Here is a 19,842-nt window from a genome sequence, read left to right as displayed (position 1 = left end):
ACATGACCCTGGAGGATGTGCCCGCCGTCAACGCCTTGGAACAGCGGCTGTTCCCTGCGGACGCGTGGCCGCTGCAGATGTTCCTGGCGGAACTGTCCCAGCCGGAGACCCGGCGCTACTTCGTGGCAGAAAGCGGCGGGGACGTTGTGGGCTACGCCGGCCTGATGTGCATTGAGCCCATCGCTGACGTCCAGACCATCGCCGTCGTGCCTGAATTCGAGGGACGCGGAATCGGTTCGGCCCTCCTGACCCGGCTGATCGACGAAGCGCGGCTTCGCCGGGCAGCTGACGTCCTGCTGGAGGTCCGTGAGGACAATCCGCGGGCCCAGCAGCTGTACGTACGGTTTGGTTTCGAACAGATCCACGTGCGCCGCAAGTATTACCGCGACGGCGTGGACGCCTTCATCATGCGGCTGCAGCTGGTGCCGGACGGCGCCATCCCGGCAGCCGACCCCACCGCCAATCCCACAACGGAAGCAGGCCAGGCATGAACCGCTCGCAGCCACTGGTGCTGGGCATCGAATCATCCTGCGACGAAACCGGCGTGGGGATCGTCCGCGGCACCACCCTGCTCACCAACACCGTGTCCTCCTCGATGGACGAGCACGTTCGCTTCGGCGGGGTGATCCCCGAGATTGCTTCCCGCGCCCACCTTGACGCCTTCGTCCCCACGCTGCGGCAGGCCTTGGCCGATGCCGACGTGAAGCTGGATGACGTCGACGCCATCGCCGTTACCTCCGGCCCCGGGCTGGCCGGCGCGCTCATGGTGGGGGTCTGCGCGGCGAAGGCACTGGCCGTCTCCACCGGCAAGCCGCTGTACGCCATCAACCACCTGGTGGCGCACGTCGGCGTCGGGCTGCTGGACCGTGCAACGCCCGACGGCGGGTCCCCGGCCGGGGGCCCGGGAGCTGTGCCGGCGGGCGTCCAGGGTGCCCCGCGCCTGCCCGACAACCTCGGCGCCCTGCTAGTCTCCGGCGGGCACACCGAGATCCTGAAAATCAACAGCATCACCGATGACGTCCGGCTCCTCGGCTCCACCATCGACGACGCCGCCGGCGAAGCGTACGACAAAGTGGCCCGCATCCTGGGCCTTGGCTACCCGGGCGGCCCGGCCATCGACAGGCTGGCCCGGACAGGCAATCCCAAAGCCATCCGGTTCCCGCGCGGACTCAGCCAATCCAAATACATGGGCACCGCCGAGGAACCCGGGAAGCACCGCTACGACTGGTCCTTCAGCGGCCTGAAGACCGCCGTCGCCCGTTGCGTAGAGCAGTTCGAGGCCCGCGGCGAGGAGGTGCCGGTTGCCGACGTCGCGGCAGCATTCCAGGAAGCGGTGGTGGATGTGATCACGTCCAAGGCCGTGCTGGCCTGCCGCGAGCACGGCATCAAGGACGTCCTGCTGGGCGGGGGAGTGGCGGCCAATTCCAGGCTGCGGGAGCTTACCGGCCAGCGCTGCGCGTCGGCCGGAATCAGGCTCCACGTTCCGCCGCTGGAACTGTGTACGGACAACGGAGCGATGGTGGCGGCCCTGGGCGCGCAGTTGGTGATGGCGGGGATCGGGCCGAGCGGCATCCGCTTCGCCCCCGACTCCTCGATGCCGGTCACCGCGGTGTCACTGCAGGTCTGAGGCAGGTTCGCCCGGCGAACTCCGCGGGGCACTTTGGGGGCGTCGTCGTCGTAAATCACGACGGCGGCTGGCGTGTCCGTGTTGAAGTGCCCCGTTTCGGGGCAGGGACTGCATTAGCCCGTCGGGCCGTTCCGCATCTGCTTGACGAGGTCCAGCACCACTGCCTGCAGGTCTCCGCCGTGCTCGGCGGCCACACGGCGCTGGCGCTGGTAGCCGGCGCCCCGGCGGATGATCTTTTCGACGTCGGCCAGCTCGTCGGTGCAGCCGAGTTTAACCGCCACCGGCTCCAGCCGGTTCAGGGTCTCCATCAGGTGGTCAGTGACCAGCTGCTCGTTGCCGGCGGCGTCGAGGATAATGATGGCTTCCATGCCGTAGCGGGCGGCCCGCCATTTGTTTTCCTGGATGTGCCAGGGCGGCATGGTGGGGATGGTCCCGCCGTTGTCCAGCGTGGTGGAGAATTCGTCCACGAGGCACTGGGTGAGGGCAGCGATCGCGCCCACTTCCTCCAGCGAGGCCAGGCCGTCGCAGATGCGCATCTCGATGGTGCCCAGGTTGGGGACCGGCCGGATGTCCCAGCGGATCTCGGACAGGGTGTCGATCACGCCGGTGGTGAACATGTCCTGGACGTAGGATTCATATTCCGCCCAGGACCGGAACTGGAAGGGCAGGCCCGCCGTCGGCAGCTGCTGGAACATCAGGGCGCGGTGCGAGGCGTAGCCGGTGTCCTCGCCACCCCAGAACGGGCTTGATGCTGAGAGCGCCTGGAAATGCGGGAAGTAGTTCACCAGCCCGTCCAGCACGGGCAGGGCCTTTTCGCGCCGGTCCAGCCCAACGTGGACGTGTACGCCGTAAATGACCATTTGCCGGCCCCACCACTGGGTGCGGTCGATCAGCTTGGCGTAGCGGGCCTTGTCCGTCACCGGCTGCAGCTGCGGCGGGCTGAACGGATGGCTGCCGGCGCAGAAGACCTCCACACCCATGGGATCGGTGATTTCCCGGACAGCGGCCAGCGACCTGCTGAGGTCTTCCTTGGCTTCGCCGGCCGTCTCGCAAATGCCGGTCACAAGCTCCACCGTGTTCAGCAAGAGTTCCTGCTTGATGTGGGGGTGTTCGTCGTCTTCGTTGAGCTCGGGGTGTCTGGCAACCACGCCGCGGAGGACCTCATTTGCCACCGATGCCAGTTCGCCTGTCCGGCCGTCCACCAGGGCCAGTTCCCATTCCACACCAAGAGTTGATTGCCTCGATGAAGCGAAATCAATCTTCATGCGTTCCCCTAACTGTTCGGTTGACCATGGGCGCACGCCGCGTTCAAGTCTAGTGCAGGGGTAGCATCGTCTTGATGGCTTTGTTCGTGAGCACCCGTGACAGTATTCACAAAATTACCCTCTTTTTCGCGGCTGCGGCTGCCGCATCCGCGTTGGCTGCCTGCACCGCCGTTCCGGCCACATCGCCAGTGCCGTCAGGCTCCGCTTCCGCATCTCCATCTGTCTCGCCACCCGGATCAGAGCGTCCGACGGCGGCACCTCCTTCCGCGGCCCCCGCACCTGACCCCGGGGTGAGGCCGCTGGGCTGGGGCCCGGAGCAGCGGGACCATGATGTGGCAGCCGCCGCTGTGGCGGCAATGTCGGTGGAGGAGAAGGCGGGCCAGGTGCTGATGGCCGCATATGCGGGAACCGACCCGCAGGCCCAGGCCGCCACCATTGAACGACTTCATCTGGCCGGGTCCATCATTATGGGCGACAACATTCCGCTGGACGCGCGCGGCCAGGCGGACCCGGCAGCAATGGCGGCGGTGAATGACCGGCTGGCACAGGCTTTCCGGGCTGACGGAAGGCCATGGCCCGGTCTCATCGGCGTGGACCAGGAGGGCGGGATCGTGGCCCGCTTAGGCGCACCGCTGACCGAATGGCCCACGCCCCTGAGCTACGGGGCAGCCGGCGATGGGAAGGTCACCCAAGACGCAGGCGGGGCACTCGCCGCTGAGCTCGCTGGGCTGGGATTCAACGTGGACTTCGCTCCCGATGCCGACGTCACCATCGGCCCTGCGGATCCCACCATCGGGGCACGGTCGATGTCCGGAAACCCTGACCAGGCGGGGCAACTCGCGGTGGCGTTTTCCCAAGGGATGGAGAAAGCCGGCGTCCTGCCCGCCGTCAAGCATTTCCCCGGCCACGGCTCCGTCACCGTCGACTCGCATCAAAACCTGCCGGTGCAGCCTGCAGGCATCTCCGATCTCGAGGCCCGTGACTGGAAGCCGTTCCGGGCAGCCATCGCCGCCGGTGTGCCGATTGTCATGACGGGGCACATCGCCGTGCCGGCGCTGGAACCCGGCGTGCCGGCGTCGTTATCAGCGCAGACGTACGGAACACTCCGCGGCATGGGCTTCAAGGGCGTTGCCGTGACGGACGCCCTGAACATGGGCGCGGTCCAGCAGCAGTATCCCGGTGGCTCTGCTGCGCCGGCAGCGCTCGCGGCCGGCGCGGACCTGCTGCTGATGCCGGCGGACATCGGGCAGGCCCATGCGGCCATCGTGGGTGCCGTGGCTGGCGGAACCTTGCCGGCGGCGCGCCTGGACGAGGCCGCCACGCGGGTTGCCACCATGATGGCGTGGCGCGGCCGGACGGCGTCATCCCCACAAGGGCCCAAGGGCGCCGCCCCGGGCAGCACCGGCGACATCTCGGCGCGGGTCTCCGCAGCAGCCGTCACGGTCCTGTCCGGACAATGTGCCGGGCCCCTCGCCCCGGCAGGCATCCGGATCGCCGGCGGTTCCAACCAGGACCGGGCAAGGTTCGAAGCGGCCGCAGCGAAGGCCGGGTTGGCCATCGGGCAAGGCCCGCTCGTGACCCTCATCGGCTACGGCGGAAGCCCCGCCGGAGGGGACATCGCGGTGACGCTCGATGCGCCCTGGCCACTGGCGGGCTCCAGCGCACCGGTGAAGATCGCGCTCTACGGCCGTACCCCTGGCGCCTTTGACGCGTTGGTCGCCGTGCTGGCGGGCAAAGCGGCCGCCCCGGGGAACCTGCCAGCTGCCGTCGGAAGCTTCCCGGCGGGCACCGGCTGCCCGTAACCCGCCCAACTGACTTGCACTTAACGTCGTCATTCGCCCATTTCAGTGCGTTATCTGCCATTCAGTTGGGGAGTCCGGGTTAAATGGACGGGTGCCCATTCTTAATAAAGACATGACCCTCTGCATCTCGCTGTCGGCCCGGCCCAGCAACAACGGGACCCGGTTCCATAACCACCTCTACGACCAGCTGGATCTGAACTGGATCTACAAGGCGTTTGCCCCCACCGACCTGGCCCAGGCGATCGCCGGCGTTCGCGGGCTGGGGATCCGGGGCTGTGCGGTGTCCATGCCCTATAAAGAGGATGTGATGGCCCTCGTGGACGAGCTTGATCCTTCGGCTAAAGCCATCGACTCGGTCAACACCGTCGTGAACACCGACGGCCATCTCACGGCCTACAACACCGACTACACGGCGATCGAACAGCTGCTCAAGAACAACGCCGTGCCCACGGACTACTCCGTATTGGTCCAGGGTGCCGGCGGCATGGCGAAAGCTACCGTGGCGGCATTGCGCGACGCCGGCTTCCCCGACGTCACCGTCATCGCCCGCAACGGGAACACCGGCCGGGGGCTCGCGGAGCAGTACGGCTTCCAGTGGCGGGCAACGCTCGACGGCGGCACGGCGGACCTGATCATCAACGTCACGCCCATAGGGATGGCAGGAGGCCCCGACGTCGACTCCTTGTCCTTCCCGGCGGACGCCATCGCTGCAGCCAAGGTGGTGTTCGACGTCGTGGCACTCCCCGCCGAGACACCGCTGATCACGGCCGCGCGGGCCGCGGGAAAGCGCGTGATCACGGGCGCTGAGGTGGCCACCATCCAGGCACTCGAGCAGTTTGTGCTTTACACGGGGGTGCGTCCCACCGACGCGCAGGTGCGGGCCGCCGAGGATTTCATGCGCGCCCAGTAGAACGCGCCAGCAGAACAGGTTTAGACGGGTTCCACCGCGATGGCTACCCGGTCCTCCCCGATGCGGGTCAGGACCAGGGTGGCCGTTTTGGCTCCGGCCTTCTTGCTGCCGCCCCTAGTGCCGGCGAGGAGCTGTTTCCGCAGTTCTTCGGGGGTCACGGAGACGCCGCGTTTTTTGATGTCCAGCACCGTGACGCCGTTGTCCTTGACCCAGGCCTTGAGCGCCTTAACGTTGTACGGCATCACCTCCAGCACCTTGTAGGCCCGCGCGAAGGGTGTGTCCAGCAGATCCGGGGCACAGATGTAGGCGATGTGTTCGTCCAAAAGGTGCCCGCCGAGTTGAAGCGCAACGTCGGCAACCATGCCCGCGCGGATCACCGCTCCGTCGGGCTCGTACAGGTAGCCCTCTGCCGGACCCACCTCTGCGGTGGGACCGCCGTCGAAGTCTTCGGCGCTGGTGATCTCCGCAGCTCCCTGCGGCCCGAGCAGCAAGGCGCCCCGGCGGATCCCGGGACGCCTGACGGAGTTGAACCACAGGGCAACCTCGGTGACATCGCCGCCAACAGAAACCCACTGCGCCTCGCACCCGGTGGGCACGGACTCGTGCGGCATGCCGGGACCCATTTTGACCCCGACGGCGCGCCCGGTGGCTGCGAGGGATTCCACAAAAGACAGCGGCGGCGAAAACGCCTCGGGATCCCAGATCCGTTTAGTACCCGAGGTGGAGGTGACCCGGCGCGCGGGATCCAGCCAGACGCCGTCGACCCCCTCCAGCGGAACCGTCATGGCGTCCGAATGCACCACCTTGGCGTTGGGAAACGGGATGAGGTTGACAGTGGCGCAGGCAGCCGTGGTTTCGTCCACCTCCACGGCCGTGACGGTGATGTCCATCGATGCCAGGGCCAGGGAATCAGCACCGAGCCCGCAGCCGAGGTCCGCCACATGGCTGATGCCGGCCTGCGCAAACCGTTCTGCGTGCCGGGCCGCAACGTTGAGCCGGGTTGCCTGTTCAAGGCCCGCCTGGGTGAACAGCATGCTCCGGGCGAACTCGCCAAATTTGAGCTCGGCCTTGGTGCGCAGCCTGGACTGGGTGAGTACGGCGGAGACCAGTTCGGGGGAGTGCCCCGCTTTGCGAAGCGTCGAATTGAGTTCAAAGGCCCCGTCCTCGCGGTACGGCCCCAGGGATGCCAGCAGCTCCCAACCCTCGCTCGTGAGCAGTGGGGCGATCTGTTCCTGCGGTACTGAAGACATGGGTTCAAGCCTAGTGGAGGTGGGCCGGCGCCCTGTTCCGGCTAGGGTTGAAGGCATGGAAGACAGCGCAGGCACCCAGCCGTCCGGACCGTCCCCAACCAGCCGCACGGACCTGGTGAAGATTGCCCGCCCCGCCCTGATTGCAGGATCCGCAGTAGCCGTCGTATGCATCGCGCTGCTGGTGATCATCTTCTTCCTGGACACTTTCAACGCCACTGTCTACTCCGTGGGCGGCAACGATATCCAGGACGCCACTGACGAAGCCCGGGACATCCGCGGACTTTACGCCGGCATACGCGTGGGCGGCACTATCCTGCTGGTGATTTCGCTGCTGGCTGCCGTGGGCGGCGCGGTGGTGCTGTATCTGAAGCGGGGCACTGCAGAGGACGGCGACGACGGCGATGAGGACGTGGATTTTGACGACCTTGCTGGCCGCTGATTCTGTTCGCCGGGGACATAATTCTGGCACTCGCCTTGACCGAGTGCTAACCAGTACATAGAGTCGTCATTAGCACTCTCCCTAGGAGGGTGCTAACACATGAAGAGCTGCCAGCCAGGCTGCTGCCGGCACCGCGACGACGGTTTGCCAGCCACGGCGACACAGCCTAACTGTCCATGAATTTTGCTGACGTAGAAGGAGAGGTCCGAGTGTCGGTCTCTATTAAGCCTCTTGAGGATCGTATTGTTGTCCGCCCGCTCGAAGCCGAGCAGACCACGGCTTCCGGCCTGGTTATCCCGGACTCCGCGCAGGAGAAGCCGCAGGAAGGCGAAGTTGTTGCAGTCGGCCCCGGCCGCTTTGAAGATGGCAACCGCGTTCCCGTCGACGTAGCCGTTGGCGACGTCGTTATCTACTCCAAGTACGGTGGAACCGAAGTCAAGACCGGCGGCAACGAGTACCTCGTGCTGTCCGCCCGCGACGTTCTGGCGATCGTCGTAAAGTAACTCTTTGGATCCCCGCGCTGCTGTTCCGTCCCTGACTGAACAGCAGCGCGGGGTTCTGTCTTGAAAGGACAAAACCATGGCAAAGCAGCTTGCGTTTAACGACGCTGCCCGCCGGTCGCTTGAAGCCGGCATCGATAAGCTCGCCAACACTGTCAAGGTGACGCTCGGCCCCCGCGGCCGCAACGTTGTCCTCGACAAAAAGTGGGGGGCACCCACCATTACCAACGACGGCGTCACCATCGCCCGCGAAGTTGAGCTTGATGACCCGTACGAAAACCTTGGCGCACAGCTGGCCAAGGAAGTAGCCACCAAGACCAACGATGTTGCCGGCGACGGCACCACCACGGCCACCGTGCTGGCCCAGGCCCTGGTCAAGGAAGGCCTGCGCAATGTTGCGGCTGGCGCCGCTCCGGGCCAGATCAAGCGCGGCATCGAGGTTTCCGTTGAAGCCGTCGCTGCCCGCCTGCTCGAGAACGCACGCCCCGTTGAAGGCACCCAGGTTGCCAACGTTGCTGCCATCTCGGCTCAGAGCGACGAAATCGGCGAGCTCCTCGCCGAGGCGTTCGGCAAGGTCGGCAAGGATGGTGTGATCACCATCGAGGAGTCCTCCACCACGCAGACTGAGCTGGTCCTCACCGAAGGCATGCAGTTCGACAAGGGCTACCTGTCCCCGTACTTCGTCACCGACACCGAGCGTCAGGAAGCCGTCCTCGAGGACGCCCTCATCCTGATCAACCAGGGCAAGATCTCCTCCGTGCAGGACTTCCTGCCGCTGCTGGAGAAGGCGCTGCAGAGCTCCAAGCCGCTCTTCATCATTGCCGAAGACGTCGAGGGGGAGGCACTGTCCACCCTGATCGTCAACCGTATCCGCGGCACCCTGAACGTGGTTGCCGTCAAGGCTCCGGGCTTCGGCGACCGCCGCAAGGCCATGCTGCAGGACATCGCCACCCTCACCGGTGCGCAGGTTGTCTCCGCGGAACTGGGCCTCAGCCTGGATACCGTTGGCCTTGAGGTGCTGGGTACCGCCCGCCGCATCACGGTCACCAAGGACAACACCACCATCGTTGACGGCGCCGGTTCCGCAGAAGACGTCGCAGCCCGGGTTTCCCAGCTGCGCGCCGAGCTGACCCGCACCGACTCCGACTGGGACAGGGAAAAGCTCCAGGAACGCCTGGCCAAGCTGGCCGGCGGCATCGGCGTGATCAAGGTTGGCGCAGCCACCGAGGTCGAGCTGAAGGAAAAGAAGCACCGCATCGAAGACGCAGTGTCCTCCACCCGCGCAGCCCTCGAAGAAGGCATCGTGGCCGGTGGCGGTTCCGCGCTGATCCACGCACTGAAGGCCCTCGACGAGGATCCCGCAGTGAAGGCCCTCGAAGGCGACGCCGCCGCAGCTGTGGGCATTGTCCGCCGCGCGCTGGTCCAGCCGCTGCGCTGGATTGCCCAGAACGCTGGCTTTGACGGCTACGTTGTCACGGCCAAGGTTGCCGAACTCGAAACCAACAACGGCTTCAACGCCAAGTCGGGCGAGTACGAAGACCTGATCGCTGCCGGTGTCATCGACCCCGTCAAGGTCACCCGTGCAGCCCTCCGCAACGCAGCCTCCATCGCGGCGCTGGTCCTCACCACCGAGACCCTTGTGGTGGAAAAGCCCGTTGAACAAGACGAGCACGCAGGCCACAGCCACTAATCCCCACCGTCTCCCTTACCTCGCTTCGTCCCCACCGGCTCCCAAATCTCGCTTCGCTCGATTTGGGCCCCTCGCCGGTGTGGGCCCACGGTCAGGGAACGGCGTGGGCCCAGGGCATCTGCGCAAAGTCTCAAGCACAAAGAACCGGTCCAGCTTCGGCTGGGCCGGTTTTTTGTGGCCCTTAGGCGACCGCCATCTCCTGCGTCTCGACGCCGCCGGTGCGCTCGTAGACCAGCGACACCGCGCCCTTTGGGAAGGTGCGCGCCCGCTCAGCGAGGCGGAAGGAAGCGGGGATGGTCCCGGGGTCGAAGAGGCGCTTGCCCTGGCCGAGGGTGATCGGATAGAGCCAGAGGTGGAGTCGGTCGATCACGTCTGCCTCGAGCAGTGAACGAATAAGGACGCCGCTGCCAAACATGTGCACCTGGTCGTATTCATCCCGGAGCCGGCCCGCGGCGGCAGCGTCCGGCAGTACGGTAGTGCCCGCCCACCCCGGAGCGGTCAGGGTGCTGGAGACGACGAACTTGGGTACCCGGTTGAGCGTGCCGCCGATGTCATCTGATTGGTGCGGCCAGTAGGCGGCGAAGATGTCGTAGGTCTTCCGGCCAAGAAGCAGGGCGTCAATGCTTTCAATCCCGGCACCGATGGCCGCGGCGGCCTCGTCATCTGACACCGGCGCCTGCCAGCCGCCGAAGGCGAAATCGCCCTCGGTGTCTTCCTCGCGGCCGCCGGGAGCCTGGTAGACGCCGTCGAGGGTGATGAACAGGTTCGCGACGATGATTCCCATGCGTTCATTCTGGAACTGCGTCCCGGCGCTGTCCATCGTCTGCGGGCGTGGCAGACTGGTGCCATGCTGCTCGACGAGCTCGTCAGAACCACGGCGGCCGTCGCGTCGACCCGCTCCCGGCTTGCGAAGGTCGCTGCGCTGGCCGACCTGCTGCGCCGGCTTGAGCCCGGGGACATCGCGGCCGCCGTCGGCCTTCTCGTCGCCAAGCCGCGACAGGGCCGCGTAGGGGTCGGCTGGCGCGGCATGACAGCAGCCATGGGGGAGCCGGCCGCCGAGCCAAGTCTTACCGTGGCTGACTTCGACGCTGCGCTGGATCGCCTGCTTGTCACCGCGGGCGCCGGATCGGCTGCGGAGCGCGCCGCGACGCTCCGCTTGCTCACGGAGGCAGCCACCGAGCGCGAACAAGCCTTCATCGCCGGCGTGCTGCTCGGGGAACTGCGCAGCGGTGCGCTGGAGGGGGTGCTGACGGATGCCGTGGCCCGCGCCGCAGATCGGCCGGTCGACGCCGTACGCCGTGCGGCGATGCTCTCCGGCGATCTCGGCGGGACCGCCCTGCTGGCGATCACCGGCACGGCGGCCCAACTGGACGCGGTGGGCCTCGTCGTCGGCCGTCCCGTGCAGCCCATGCTCGCCGCAACCGCGGCGACCGCCAGCGCGGCACTGGAGGTCACGGGGGAGGCATCCGTGGAATACAAGCTCGACGGCGCCCGCATCCAGGTGCATCGCGTCGGCGACGATGTGCGCATCTACACACGCACCCTGGCCGAGGTGACCCACCGGCTGCCCGAGGTGGTGGAGGTGGTGCGCGGACTGCCGGTGCTCGATGTGATCCTCGACGGCGAGACCCTCGCCCTCGACGAGGACGGCGGCCCGCGACCCTTCCAGGTGACCATGTCGCGGTTCGGGGCGGATGCTGCGCGCGCCACGGTGCTGCATCCGTGGTTCTTCGACGTGCTGCACATCGACGGGCGCGACCTGCTTGACGAGCCGCTTTCGACCCGGATCGGCGTGCTCGAGCGCATTGCCCCCGAGCACCGGATCCCTGGGGAGATTACGGCGGACGCGGCCGTGGCTGAGAGAGTCTCGCGGGATGCGCTTGCCGCCGGCCATGAAGGCGTGGTGGTCAAGGCGGTCGGATCGGCCTACGCGGCCGGTCGGCGAGGTTCGAACTGGATCAAGGTGAAGCCGGTACTCACGTATGACCTGGTGGTGCTCGCCTGCGAGTGGGGGTCTGGACGGCGCACCGGGCTGCTGTCCAACCTGCATCTGGGAGCCCTGGACCCGGCCGGCGAGTTCGGCGTGCCGGGCGGCTACGTGATGGTGGGCAAGACCTTCAAGGGCCTCACCGACACGCTGCTGCGCTGGCAGACCGAGAGGTTCCAGGAGCTCGAGGTGCGCCGCACGGCGGCCACCGTCTGGGTGGAGCCCGTCACCGTGGTCGAGATCGCGATTGACGGCGTGCAGAAATCGTCGCGCTATCCGGGCGGAATCGCCCTGCGGTTCGCACGCGTCAAGCGTTACCGCGACGACAAAGCGGCGGCAGAGGCCGACACCATTCAGACGCTGCGCGCGCTGCTGCGTTCGTAGCTTGTGCCCGTTCCGCAGCGGGCGTACCGTCTCGCCTGATACCGGCCCGCGCCTGCCGACACGGCGGGCAGACCGAAGGCTCCCCCGAGTTTTTGTCCAGATATCGCGGATTGCACAGCGCTTTCGGCCAATTATCTGGACAAAAACTGCGCGTGGTGGGGCTCGACGTCCTCAGGCTCCCCGACCCTTCCGGCCCACGCCGCGAGTCCGCGCCGGCTGCCAGCTGAGAGGCCATTCTGAATCCCGCCGTGATTGGCCATCCTGAGTCACAGGCAAGTAGGGTGGATGTTTTTGCCAGCGGGTTTTAGGGGTCATGGGTGTTGATTGCGGGAACAGAGGCTGCGCCCGGCGGTCCGGCGGACGCCACCGGCGCCCCCCGCAAACCCACCTTCCGTCCCGAGGTGCAGGGCCTCCGTGCGCTCGCTGTACTCATGGTGGTCACGTATCACGTGTGGCTTGGCCGGGTGTCCGGCGGCGTGGACATCTTCCTCCTGATCTCGGCCTTCCTGCTGACCATGTCCTTTGTCCGGAAGGTCGAAGCCGGTACTTCGCTCAATCTTTTCCGGCACTGGCTGCACCTCTTCAAACGGCTGCTGCCGGCCGCCGTCGTGGTGATCCTCGCCGTCCTCGCGGGCACCTGGCTGGTCCTCCCGCAAGGCCGCTGGCCGGCCGTGCTGGACCAGGCCTGGGCTGCGCTGCTTTACCAGCAGAACTGGCTGCTGGCCGACACCGCCGTTGACTATTACGCCCAAGACCACGCCGGGGCGAGCCCGCTGCAGCACGTCTGGTCCTTGTCCATCCAAGGGCAGGTTTTCATCCTCTGGCCTCTCGTTTTCGCCGGCTCGGCTGTAGTGTGGCGGCTCCTGCGGCGGAGGTTCAACACCAGCTACCGGGCCGTGGCGGCAGCCGTGTTCGCAGCCATCCTCGCCGCATCGCTGGCTTTCTCAGTTGACCAGACGGCCACGAACCAGGCGTACGCCTACTTCGACACGAGGGCCAGGCTGTGGGAATTCGCCCTGGGCTCGCTCCTGGCATTGAGCCTCCCGCTGCTGAAGCCCGGAAAAGTGCTTCGCCTGATCCTGGGCTGGGCCGGGCTTATCGCCATGGTCTCCTGCGGCCTGGTGCTGACCGTGGACCGGGCCTTCCCGGGATTCTTGGCACTGTGGCCCACCATTGCGGCAGCAGCGATCATTGTGGCCGGCCAGAGCGGCGGCCGCTTCGGCGTGGACCGCTTCCTGAGCTGGAAGCCGCTGGTCTCGCTGGGCGACAACTCCTACGCGCTCTATCTGTGGCACTGGCCCGTACTTGTGTTCGCACTGGCCGCCACCGGCGTCGAAACACCCAACCTCAGCGAGGGCGGGGCCATCGTTGCCGCCTCGATCGTCCTGGCCGTCCTCACCACACGTTTTGTGGAAAAGCCGCTCCGCGAATGGCGCTGGCCTCAGTTACGCAGCTGGCGCACCGCCGTCGTCGTTGCTGCCTGCTGTGCCATCCTGGCCGGACCCGTGGCGGTCTGGCAAACCAGCCTGACCGCGGAGGAGGCCGCCACTGCAGCGCAGCCCCGCGAACTGACTCCGGGGGCGGCCCAACTGACGTTTGGGAACGGAGACACGCCGGCCCCCGCGGCGCGGATCATTCCGGCGCCGGCGGTCCTGGACCACGACTGGGCCGGGATCCATGCGCCCTGTATCGATGCGAACGCGACGCCCGATCCGGTTCTGGCTGGGTGCCGGCAGGCTGTCCCGCCCGGCGAAACCACCAAACGGATCATGGTGCTGGGGGACTCCCATGCGCAGCAGTACCTGGCCGCTCTTGCCCCCATCGCGGAAGCCCGCGGCTGGGAACTGGTCACGCTGCTGATGCCCGCCTGCCGTTTTGGGGCGGAATCCGAGGCCCGGAATGCTGAATGCAACGCCTACAACCGGGCCAGCGCGGCGTACGTGCTCGAACACCGGCCGGATGCCGTCTTCACCGTGGCCACCCTGACCCACGAGGAAGCCCCGTTTGAGACAGAGGTACCGGCGTACCTGGAAGGAATCCAGCCGATCGCCGACGCCGGCATCGAAATCCTCGGCATCCGGGACAACCCCAGGTTCACCTTCAACATGCCCGAATGTGTCCAGCGCAAAGGTCCGAACTCCCCGGCCTGCAACCCGCCGCTAAACGAATCCCTGGTCGATCCTTCACCCCTGGAGAGCTACCGCGGGAAGGTCGACGGTCTGCACCTGATGGACGTCAGCGACTTCATCTGCGCCGGCGGCAGCTGCCCGGGGGTGGTGGGAAACGTCTACGTGTACAAGGACGACAACCACCTCAGCCGGACCTACGTTGAAAGCATGATCCCCATGTTTGAAGAGCGGCTGCTGGCCGCCACGGGCTGGACGTGACTCCCGGGGGGCGGGCCCATGCCTGCATGGTTCCCTGTCCGGGCGGGCGGGGTCAGGGAGCGTGCCGTTGCTCACAGTCGGCTGCCGGAATAGGGGGATCGGCTGCGAGGTTCTAATATTTACTCAACGCTTTGCGCATGGCTACCCTGCGTGCGGCACAGACTCATTAGGCCCCTGCACCGACCAGTCCCGTAATGACGGGCTGGTCATCAGCTGCAACCCCTACCCGTGAACGAATACCCAAGGTAAGAGGCGCACTCATGACCCAGCCCGAGCACAACCCTTTCGGCTTCATCGGCCTGACCTACGACGACGTCCTGCTCCTCCCGGGACACACGGACGTTATCCCGTCCGAAGCGGACCCGTCGTCGAGGATCTCCAAGCGGATCTCCGTGCACACCCCGCTGCTGTCCGCCGCCATGGACACGGTCACCGAATCACGGATGGCCATTGCGATGGCACGCCAGGGTGGCCTGGGCGTGATCCACCGCAACCTGTCCATCCAGGACCAGGCGGACCAGGTGGACCGCGTGAAGCGCAGCGAGTCCGGGATGATCACCAACCCGCTGACCATCGGCCCGCAGGCAACGCTGGCTGAGCTGGACGAGATCTGCTCGCAGTACCGGGTTTCCGGCCTGCCTGTTGTGGACGAGGGCCTGCGGCTGCTCGGCATTGTCACAAACCGCGACACCCGCTTTGTGCCCGAAGCAGACTTCCCGCTGCGGCTGGTCAGCGACGTCATGACCAAGATGCCGCTGATCACCGGCCACGTTGGCATCAGCCGTGAGGAAGCCTCCCACAAGCTGGCCACCAACAAGATCGAAAAGCTCCCGCTCGTTGACGAGCAGGGCCGGCTCAAGGGCCTCATCACCACCAAGGACTTCACCAAAGCCGAGCAGTACCCGCTGGCCACCAAGGACGAAGAGGGCCGGCTCCGCGTGGGTGCCGCCATCGGCTTCTTCGGTGACGGCTGGGAACGTGCCATGGCCCTGGTCGACGCCGGCGTCGACGCCCTGTTTGTTGACACGGCCAACGGCCACTCGCAGGGTGTGCTGGACATGATCCGCCGCCTGAAGTCTGATCCGAGGGCTGCGCACGTGGACATCATCGGCGGCCAGGCCGCCACCCGTGAAGGTGCCCAGGTCCTGATCGACGCCGGTGCCGACGGCATCAAGGTGGGCGTGGGCCCGGGATCGATCTGCACCACCCGTGTGGTGGCCGGTGTGGGCGTCCCGCAGATCACCGCCATCTACGAATCCGCCAAGGCGGCCATCCCTGCCGGCGTTCCCCTGATCGCCGACGGCGGCCTGCAGTACTCGGGCGACATCGGCAAGGCGCTGGTTGCCGGCGCCGACACCGTGATGCTCGGTTCCCTCCTGGCCGGTTGCGACGAGTCCCCGGGTGAGCTGATCTTCGTCAACGGCAAGCAGTTCAAGAGCTACCGCGGCATGGGCTCACTCGGTGCCATGCAGTCGCGCGGCAAAAACACGTCCTACTCCAAGGACCGCTACTTCCAGGCCGATGTGTCCGGTGATGACAAGCTCATTCCCGAGGGCATCGAAGGCCGCGTCGCCTACCGCGGCCCGCTCGCGTCGGTGGCGTACCAGTTGGTGGGCGGCCTTCGCCAGACCATGTTCTACACCGGCGCCCCCACCATCCCGGAACTCAAGTCCCGCGGCAAGTTCGTCCGGATCACGCCGGCGGGCCTCAAAGAATCCCACCCGCACGACATCCAGATGACCGTGGAGGCTCCGAACTACGGTTCGCGCTAGTCCCACCGGCACCCTCGCCTCGCCAGCTCGGCCAGGGAACCCTGCCGGCGTGGGCGCACCCACCAAACAGGCCGCGGGAATTGTCCCGCGGCCTGTTCTCGTTGGTGCCGGGAACTAGGCTGGAGCCATGCCTGAACGAAGCCATCCCGTCGAACTGAACCCCCAGCGCGACGCTCGGCGACGTTTGGCCCTGAGGCCGTACGCCCGGGCCGTGGCGCAGGTTCTGCGCGTCAGCTTCCGGGCCTCGCCGGGCGCCGTCGTGATGAAGGTTGTGGGGTCGCTGATCTCGGCAGTGCTGCCGCTGGTGACAACCTTCTTCGCCGCGCTGACCACCACCGCGTTGGCGGCCGCCTACGCGGGCGATGCCGCGGCGGGCCAGCAGGCCATTGTGTACGTCATCATCACGGCAGCGCTGGGACTCTTCTGGGGCGCCTTCAGCAGCGTGGACCGTTACATCCAGCAGCTCATGAGCTTCAAAGTGGGCGCCATTGTGGGCGACCAGATGTATGAGCGCTTTCTGGCGCTGGAGTTCTGGCGCTACGACGATAAGCAGACCGTGGATCTGTATGACCGGGCCAAACGCTTCTCCGATTCCTACGCCAGGGTTTTGGACCGGATCGCCGCAATTTTCACTCAATTGGTCTCGGTGATCCTGGCCGTCGGGGCCCTGCTGCTGGTCAGCTGGTGGATCGCCGTGATTGTCCTCGTGGCGATCGTGCCGAGCGTTTACCTGCAGTTCAAACTTTCCCGGGAGCAGATCGCGCACTGGAACACCCAGGTGGATTCCCGCCGGCAGCGCCGGATGATCGAAACGAACCTGCTCCGGCCGCAGCACATCGCCGAGATGCGCCTGTACGGCATCGTGGGGTACCTGATGGACTTCCGCTCACGCCTGCGCGACGCTGACGAGCGCCGGCGCCTTGACTTCCAGAAGCGCTACATCCCCAGGCAGCTGGCCGCCGACGCGCTGCAGTACGCCGCGGAGGTGGTCTCGCTGATCTGGGTGGTGGGGCAGATCATTGCCCGGGCCCAGCCGGTTGGCCAGTTCCTGTATGTCCAGCAGATCGTTAGCCGCGCCCTGTCCACCGCCAACAACCTGGTGTCCTCGTTGAGTTCCATCGACGAGGACCTGGCGAACCTCAAAGACTACGAAGTGTTTATGGCGGTGCCGGTGCACTCCCACCACGCACCGGCGCTGCTGCAGGCTCCCAAGACGGTGGAGCTGCGGGACATCCGCTTCACCTACACAGGCAGCGACCTGGAGGTGATCCGCGGCATCAGCATGACCATCCGGGAGGGCCAGCACATTGCCATCGTGGGAGAGAACGGGGCGGGAAAGTCCACCCTGATCAGGATCCTGGCGGGGCTTTACGCCCCGGACTCCGGGCAGGTAATGCTCGACGGCGTCGACCTCGCCGCCGTCGATGTCACCTCCTGGCACCGCCACCTGGCGGTGCTGAGCCAGGAATTCCTGAAGTACGAGTTCGCCACTGCCGCTGACAACATCCGCTTTGGCGACGTCGATTCGCCACAGGATGACGACCGGATCCGGCGGGCTGCGGCCGACGCCGAGGCCCTGGAGTTCATCAACAAGCTGCCCAACGGCCTGGACAACCATGTCAGCAACTGGATGGAGGACCCGCGCGGCCGGAAGGGCAGCGGGTTGTCCGGCGGCCAGTGGCAGCGGTTGGCCATGGCCAGGAACTTTTACCGCAGCGCCTCCTTTATGGTCATGGACGAGCCAACGTCGGCCATCGATGCGCTGGCGGAGCACCGGATCTTCACCCGGCTTTTCGCGGACCGCAGCAGCACGATCATCGCCATCAGCCACCGGCTCGCCACTATTGAGAAGGCTGACATCGTCTACATGCTTGAAGACGGCCGGATCGTGGAGCAGGGCACGCACAAGGAGCTGGTGGCGCTGCGCGGCCGCTACTTCAGGATGTTCGAGTCCCAGCTGACGGTGGAAGAGGCCGAAGGGATCTGAATGTCACAGCCCCCTGGCCCGCGTTAGCGGCGACCCGTCCCGGCCACGATTGTGGTCCGGACACGGGCCACGCTGGGCTGGGCCGGCACGCTGCTGAAGCCGAACGTCACGGCAGGCTGGATGGGTGCGAGAGTCCCCTGGTTCCTGCCCTCCCAGGAAATTTCGGCAGTGCTGATGCGGTGGACGTCTGTCACCCCGTAGGTTTCACGCCTCCCGTTTCCGGCAGTGCCGGAGGTCCGGGCTCCGGGACTGAGGAGGCCCGCCAGCGGGTCGACAGCCCGGAGCCACCTTGGATGGACAGCAAGCGGCCGCGGCACTGCCCGGAGGGCGAAACCCAGGGGAGTCCTGCGGCCGATCTCTGCGTTGATCTGCAGCGGTCCGGCATTCACGGCCAGCTTCCGCCGGCCCAGCTGAACGTCTACTGCGACCACCCGCACAACGTCAAAGCTGTAGGTGGCGGAGACGAAGTCCGCCACCTCCACGGCGGGCGCGAGCAGGATCCGCTGCCCGGACGGGAGCTGCACCATCACGTCGGCGAAAGGTCCCAGCGGGGAGGCCTGCCACACTCCAACCACGGCCCGGAGTCCGGATTGCGCGCCGATGCCCGCGATGTGGCCGTCGAAGACCCACTGTTTGCCCATTCGGCCACTCTAGCCATCAGCCGCGGCCAAGGTCCCGGCTGGGATAACCTAGAGCAGTGACTTACGAGATCGAGATCGGCCGTGGCAAGCGTGGGCGTCGTGCCTACTCCCTGGATGACATTGCGATTGTCCCTAACCGTCGTACCCGCGACCCCAAGGACGTGTCTGTCTCCTGGCAGATCGATGCCTACAAGTTCGAAATGCCCGTGATCGCGGCGCCGATGGATTCGGCCATGTCCCCGGAGACGGCCATCGCCCTGGGGCGCCTGGGGGGTCTCGGCGTGCTGGACCTTGAGGGTCTCTGGACCCGCTACGAGGACCCGCAGCCCATTTTGGACGAGATCGCTGCCCTCGAAGATGAGGTCAACAGCCCCACTGTGACGGGCCGCATGCAGGAACTCTACCGCGCGCCCATCCAGCCGCAACTGATCACCTCCCGCCTCGCCGAGATCCGCGCCGCCGGCGTGACGGTGGCTGGATCGCTGACCCCGCAGCGCACGCAGGAATACTACAAGACCGTGGTGGCCGCCGGCGTCGACATTTTTGTGATCCGCGGGACCACCGTGTCCGCCGAGCATGTTTCGAAGGACGACGAGCCGCTTAACCTGAAGCAGTTCATTTACGAACTGGACGTTCCGGTGATTGTGGGCGGCGCGGCCGGCTACACGCCCGCGCTGCACCTGATGCGGACCGGCGCCGCCGGCGTCCTGGTCGGCTTCGGCGGGGGAGCCACGTCCACCACCCGCCGCGCACTGGGGATCCACTCGCCGATGGCCTCCGCCATCTCCGATGTCGCCGCCGCCCGGCGTGACTACATGGATGAATCCGGTGGGCGCTACGTGCATGTAATTGCCGACGGCGGCATGGGCACCTCGGGTGACATCGTCAAGGCAATTGCCGTGGGCGCCGACGCCGTGATGCTCGGCAGCGCCCTCGCCAGGGCCAAAGAGGCCCCGGGCAAGGGCTGGCACTGGGGCCAGGAGGCCCACCACCTGGAACTGCCCCGCGGGGACCGGGCCAACGTCGGAACCGTCGGGCCTCTTGAAGAGGTGCTCTTCGGGCCGGGCCACCACACGAACGGCACGTCCAACCTGATCGGCGCCCTCCGCCGGTCAATGGCCACCACGGGATACTCTGACCTGAAGGAATTCCAGCGCGTCGACGTCGTGGTTTCACCGTACGCCGGTAACTGAGGACAGGT

16 protein-coding genes are annotated in these 19,842 nt (G+C 66.4%); 12 read left to right on the top strand and 4 right to left on the bottom strand.

Annotation, left to right across the window (positions count from 1 at the left end; translation table 11 throughout):
• Window positions 1-2: 2 nt before the first annotated feature.
• Window positions 3-491, top strand: a complete 489-nt coding sequence (rimI, locus tag ABIB45_RS08850) for a ribosomal protein S18-alanine N-acetyltransferase (protein ID WP_354215599.1) — start codon at window positions 3-5, stop codon at window positions 489-491.
• Window positions 488-1,627: a tRNA (adenosine(37)-N6)-threonylcarbamoyltransferase complex transferase subunit TsaD gene (gene tsaD / locus ABIB45_RS08845; protein ID WP_354215496.1), complete on the top strand. Its 1,140-nt coding sequence runs from the start codon at window positions 488-490 to the stop codon at window positions 1,625-1,627. Before rimI ends, tsaD begins: the two co-directional genes overlap by 4 nt.
• A 113-nt stretch (window positions 1,628-1,740) precedes the next feature.
• Here tsaD and ABIB45_RS08840 read toward each other — a convergent pair whose 3' ends face one another.
• Entirely contained in the window at window positions 1,741-2,892 is a 1,152-nt protein-coding gene (locus ABIB45_RS08840) for a glutamate--cysteine ligase (RefSeq protein WP_354215495.1), read from the bottom strand.
• Between the two features lie 356 nt (window positions 2,893-3,248).
• Between ABIB45_RS08840 and ABIB45_RS08835 the strand changes: the two genes are divergently transcribed.
• Together ABIB45_RS08835 and ABIB45_RS08830 are read left to right on the top strand one after the other, a co-directional pair.
• A complete protein-coding gene (locus ABIB45_RS08835) occupies window positions 3,249-4,694 on the top strand; it encodes a glycoside hydrolase family 3 N-terminal domain-containing protein (RefSeq protein ID WP_354215598.1) in 1,446 nt (481 codons plus the stop codon).
• A 91-nt stretch (window positions 4,695-4,785) separates the two neighbouring features.
• A complete protein-coding gene (locus ABIB45_RS08830) occupies window positions 4,786-5,604 on the top strand; it encodes a shikimate 5-dehydrogenase (RefSeq protein WP_354215494.1) in 819 nt (272 codons plus the stop codon).
• A 20-nt stretch (window positions 5,605-5,624) separates the two neighbouring features.
• Here the strand turns inward: ABIB45_RS08830 and ABIB45_RS08825 are convergent, their stop codons facing one another.
• Window positions 5,625-6,854: a THUMP-like domain-containing protein gene (locus tag ABIB45_RS08825; RefSeq protein ID WP_354215493.1), complete on the bottom strand. Its 1,230-nt coding sequence runs from the start codon at window positions 6,852-6,854 to the stop codon at window positions 5,625-5,627.
• Between the two features lie 55 nt (window positions 6,855-6,909).
• On the opposite strand from ABIB45_RS08825, the gene ABIB45_RS08820 reads away from it, so the two are divergent.
• From ABIB45_RS08820 to groL, 3 genes are all read left to right on the top strand, one after another.
• Window positions 6,910-7,293, top strand: coding sequence for a hypothetical protein (locus ABIB45_RS08820; RefSeq protein WP_354215492.1), 384 nt, complete (start codon window positions 6,910-6,912; stop codon window positions 7,291-7,293).
• Window positions 7,294-7,502: 209 nt separating this feature from the next.
• Window positions 7,503-7,796, top strand: coding sequence for a co-chaperone GroES (gene groES / locus ABIB45_RS08815; RefSeq protein ID WP_056344177.1), 294 nt, complete (start codon window positions 7,503-7,505; stop codon window positions 7,794-7,796).
• Between the two features lie 76 nt (window positions 7,797-7,872).
• Window positions 7,873-9,483, top strand: coding sequence for a chaperonin GroEL (gene groL / locus ABIB45_RS08810; protein WP_354215491.1), 1,611 nt, complete (start codon window positions 7,873-7,875; stop codon window positions 9,481-9,483).
• Between the two features lie 181 nt (window positions 9,484-9,664).
• Here the strand turns inward: groL and ABIB45_RS08805 are convergent, their stop codons facing one another.
• Window positions 9,665-10,267, bottom strand: a complete 603-nt coding sequence (locus ABIB45_RS08805) for a dihydrofolate reductase family protein (protein ID WP_354215490.1) — start codon at window positions 10,265-10,267, stop codon at window positions 9,665-9,667.
• 63 nt (window positions 10,268-10,330) lie between these two features.
• Here ABIB45_RS08805 and ABIB45_RS08800 point away from each other — a divergent pair, with 63 nt between their 5' ends.
• From ABIB45_RS08800 to ABIB45_RS08785, 4 genes are all read left to right on the top strand, one after another.
• Window positions 10,331-11,854, top strand: coding sequence for an ATP-dependent DNA ligase (locus ABIB45_RS08800; RefSeq protein ID WP_354215489.1), 1,524 nt, complete (start codon window positions 10,331-10,333; stop codon window positions 11,852-11,854).
• Window positions 11,855-12,171: 317 nt separating this feature from the next.
• Window positions 12,172-14,241: an acyltransferase family protein gene (locus tag ABIB45_RS08795; RefSeq protein WP_502909108.1), complete on the top strand. Its 2,070-nt coding sequence runs from the start codon at window positions 12,172-12,174 to the stop codon at window positions 14,239-14,241.
• A gap of 260 nt (window positions 14,242-14,501) precedes the next feature.
• Window positions 14,502-16,013, top strand: coding sequence for an IMP dehydrogenase (gene guaB, locus ABIB45_RS08790; RefSeq protein WP_354215488.1), 1,512 nt, complete (start codon window positions 14,502-14,504; stop codon window positions 16,011-16,013).
• A gap of 127 nt (window positions 16,014-16,140) precedes the next feature.
• Entirely contained in the window at window positions 16,141-18,000 is a 1,860-nt protein-coding gene (locus tag ABIB45_RS08785) for an ABC transporter ATP-binding protein (RefSeq protein WP_354215487.1), read from the top strand.
• 23 nt (window positions 18,001-18,023) lie between these two features.
• Here ABIB45_RS08785 and ABIB45_RS08780 read toward each other — a convergent pair whose 3' ends face one another.
• Window positions 18,024-18,641 carry a hypothetical protein gene (locus ABIB45_RS08780; protein ID WP_354215486.1) on the bottom strand — a complete coding sequence of 206 codons (618 nt, stop codon included), beginning with the start codon at window positions 18,639-18,641 and terminating at the stop codon, window positions 18,024-18,026.
• A 56-nt stretch (window positions 18,642-18,697) separates the two neighbouring features.
• Between ABIB45_RS08780 and ABIB45_RS08775 the strand changes: the two genes are divergently transcribed.
• On the top strand, window positions 18,698-19,834 hold the full coding sequence (locus ABIB45_RS08775) for a GuaB3 family IMP dehydrogenase-related protein (RefSeq protein ID WP_354215485.1): 1,137 nt from the start codon (window positions 18,698-18,700) through the stop codon (window positions 19,832-19,834).
• Window positions 19,835-19,842: the final 8 nt, after the last annotated feature.

The organism is Arthrobacter sp. UYCo732, assembly GCF_040547265.1.
GTDB lineage: Bacteria > Actinomycetota > Actinomycetes > Actinomycetales > Micrococcaceae > Arthrobacter.
This window is presented reverse-complemented; position numbering and strand designations above follow the sequence as displayed.

Bases quoted from the DNA above. Each gene is read 5' to 3' on its own strand.
- groL (WP_354215491.1), top strand. From the start codon at position 7,873: ATGGCAAAGCAGCTTGCGTTTAACGACGCTGCCCGCCGGTCGCTTGAA.
- ABIB45_RS08785 (WP_354215487.1), top strand. From the start codon at position 16,141: ATGCCTGAACGAAGCCATCCCGTCGAACTGAACCCCCAGCGCGACGCT.
- ABIB45_RS08780 (WP_354215486.1), bottom strand. From the start codon at position 18,641: ATGGGCAAACAGTGGGTCTTCGACGGCCACATCGCGGGCATCGGCGCG.
- ABIB45_RS08840 (WP_354215495.1), bottom strand. From the start codon at position 2,892: ATGAAGATTGATTTCGCTTCATCGAGGCAATCAACTCTTGGTGTGGAA.
- ABIB45_RS08820 (WP_354215492.1), top strand. From the start codon at position 6,910: ATGGAAGACAGCGCAGGCACCCAGCCGTCCGGACCGTCCCCAACCAGC.
- ABIB45_RS08835 (WP_354215598.1), top strand. From the start codon at position 3,249: ATGTCGGTGGAGGAGAAGGCGGGCCAGGTGCTGATGGCCGCATATGCG.
- tsaD (WP_354215496.1), top strand. From the start codon at position 488: ATGAACCGCTCGCAGCCACTGGTGCTGGGCATCGAATCATCCTGCGAC.
- ABIB45_RS08825 (WP_354215493.1), bottom strand. From the start codon at position 6,854: ATGTCTTCAGTACCGCAGGAACAGATCGCCCCACTGCTCACGAGCGAG.
- ABIB45_RS08800 (WP_354215489.1), top strand. From the start codon at position 10,331: ATGCTGCTCGACGAGCTCGTCAGAACCACGGCGGCCGTCGCGTCGACC.
- rimI (WP_354215599.1), top strand. From the start codon at position 3: ATGACCCTGGAGGATGTGCCCGCCGTCAACGCCTTGGAACAGCGGCTG.
- guaB (WP_354215488.1), top strand. From the start codon at position 14,502: ATGACCCAGCCCGAGCACAACCCTTTCGGCTTCATCGGCCTGACCTAC.
- ABIB45_RS08805 (WP_354215490.1), bottom strand. From the start codon at position 10,267: ATGGGAATCATCGTCGCGAACCTGTTCATCACCCTCGACGGCGTCTAC.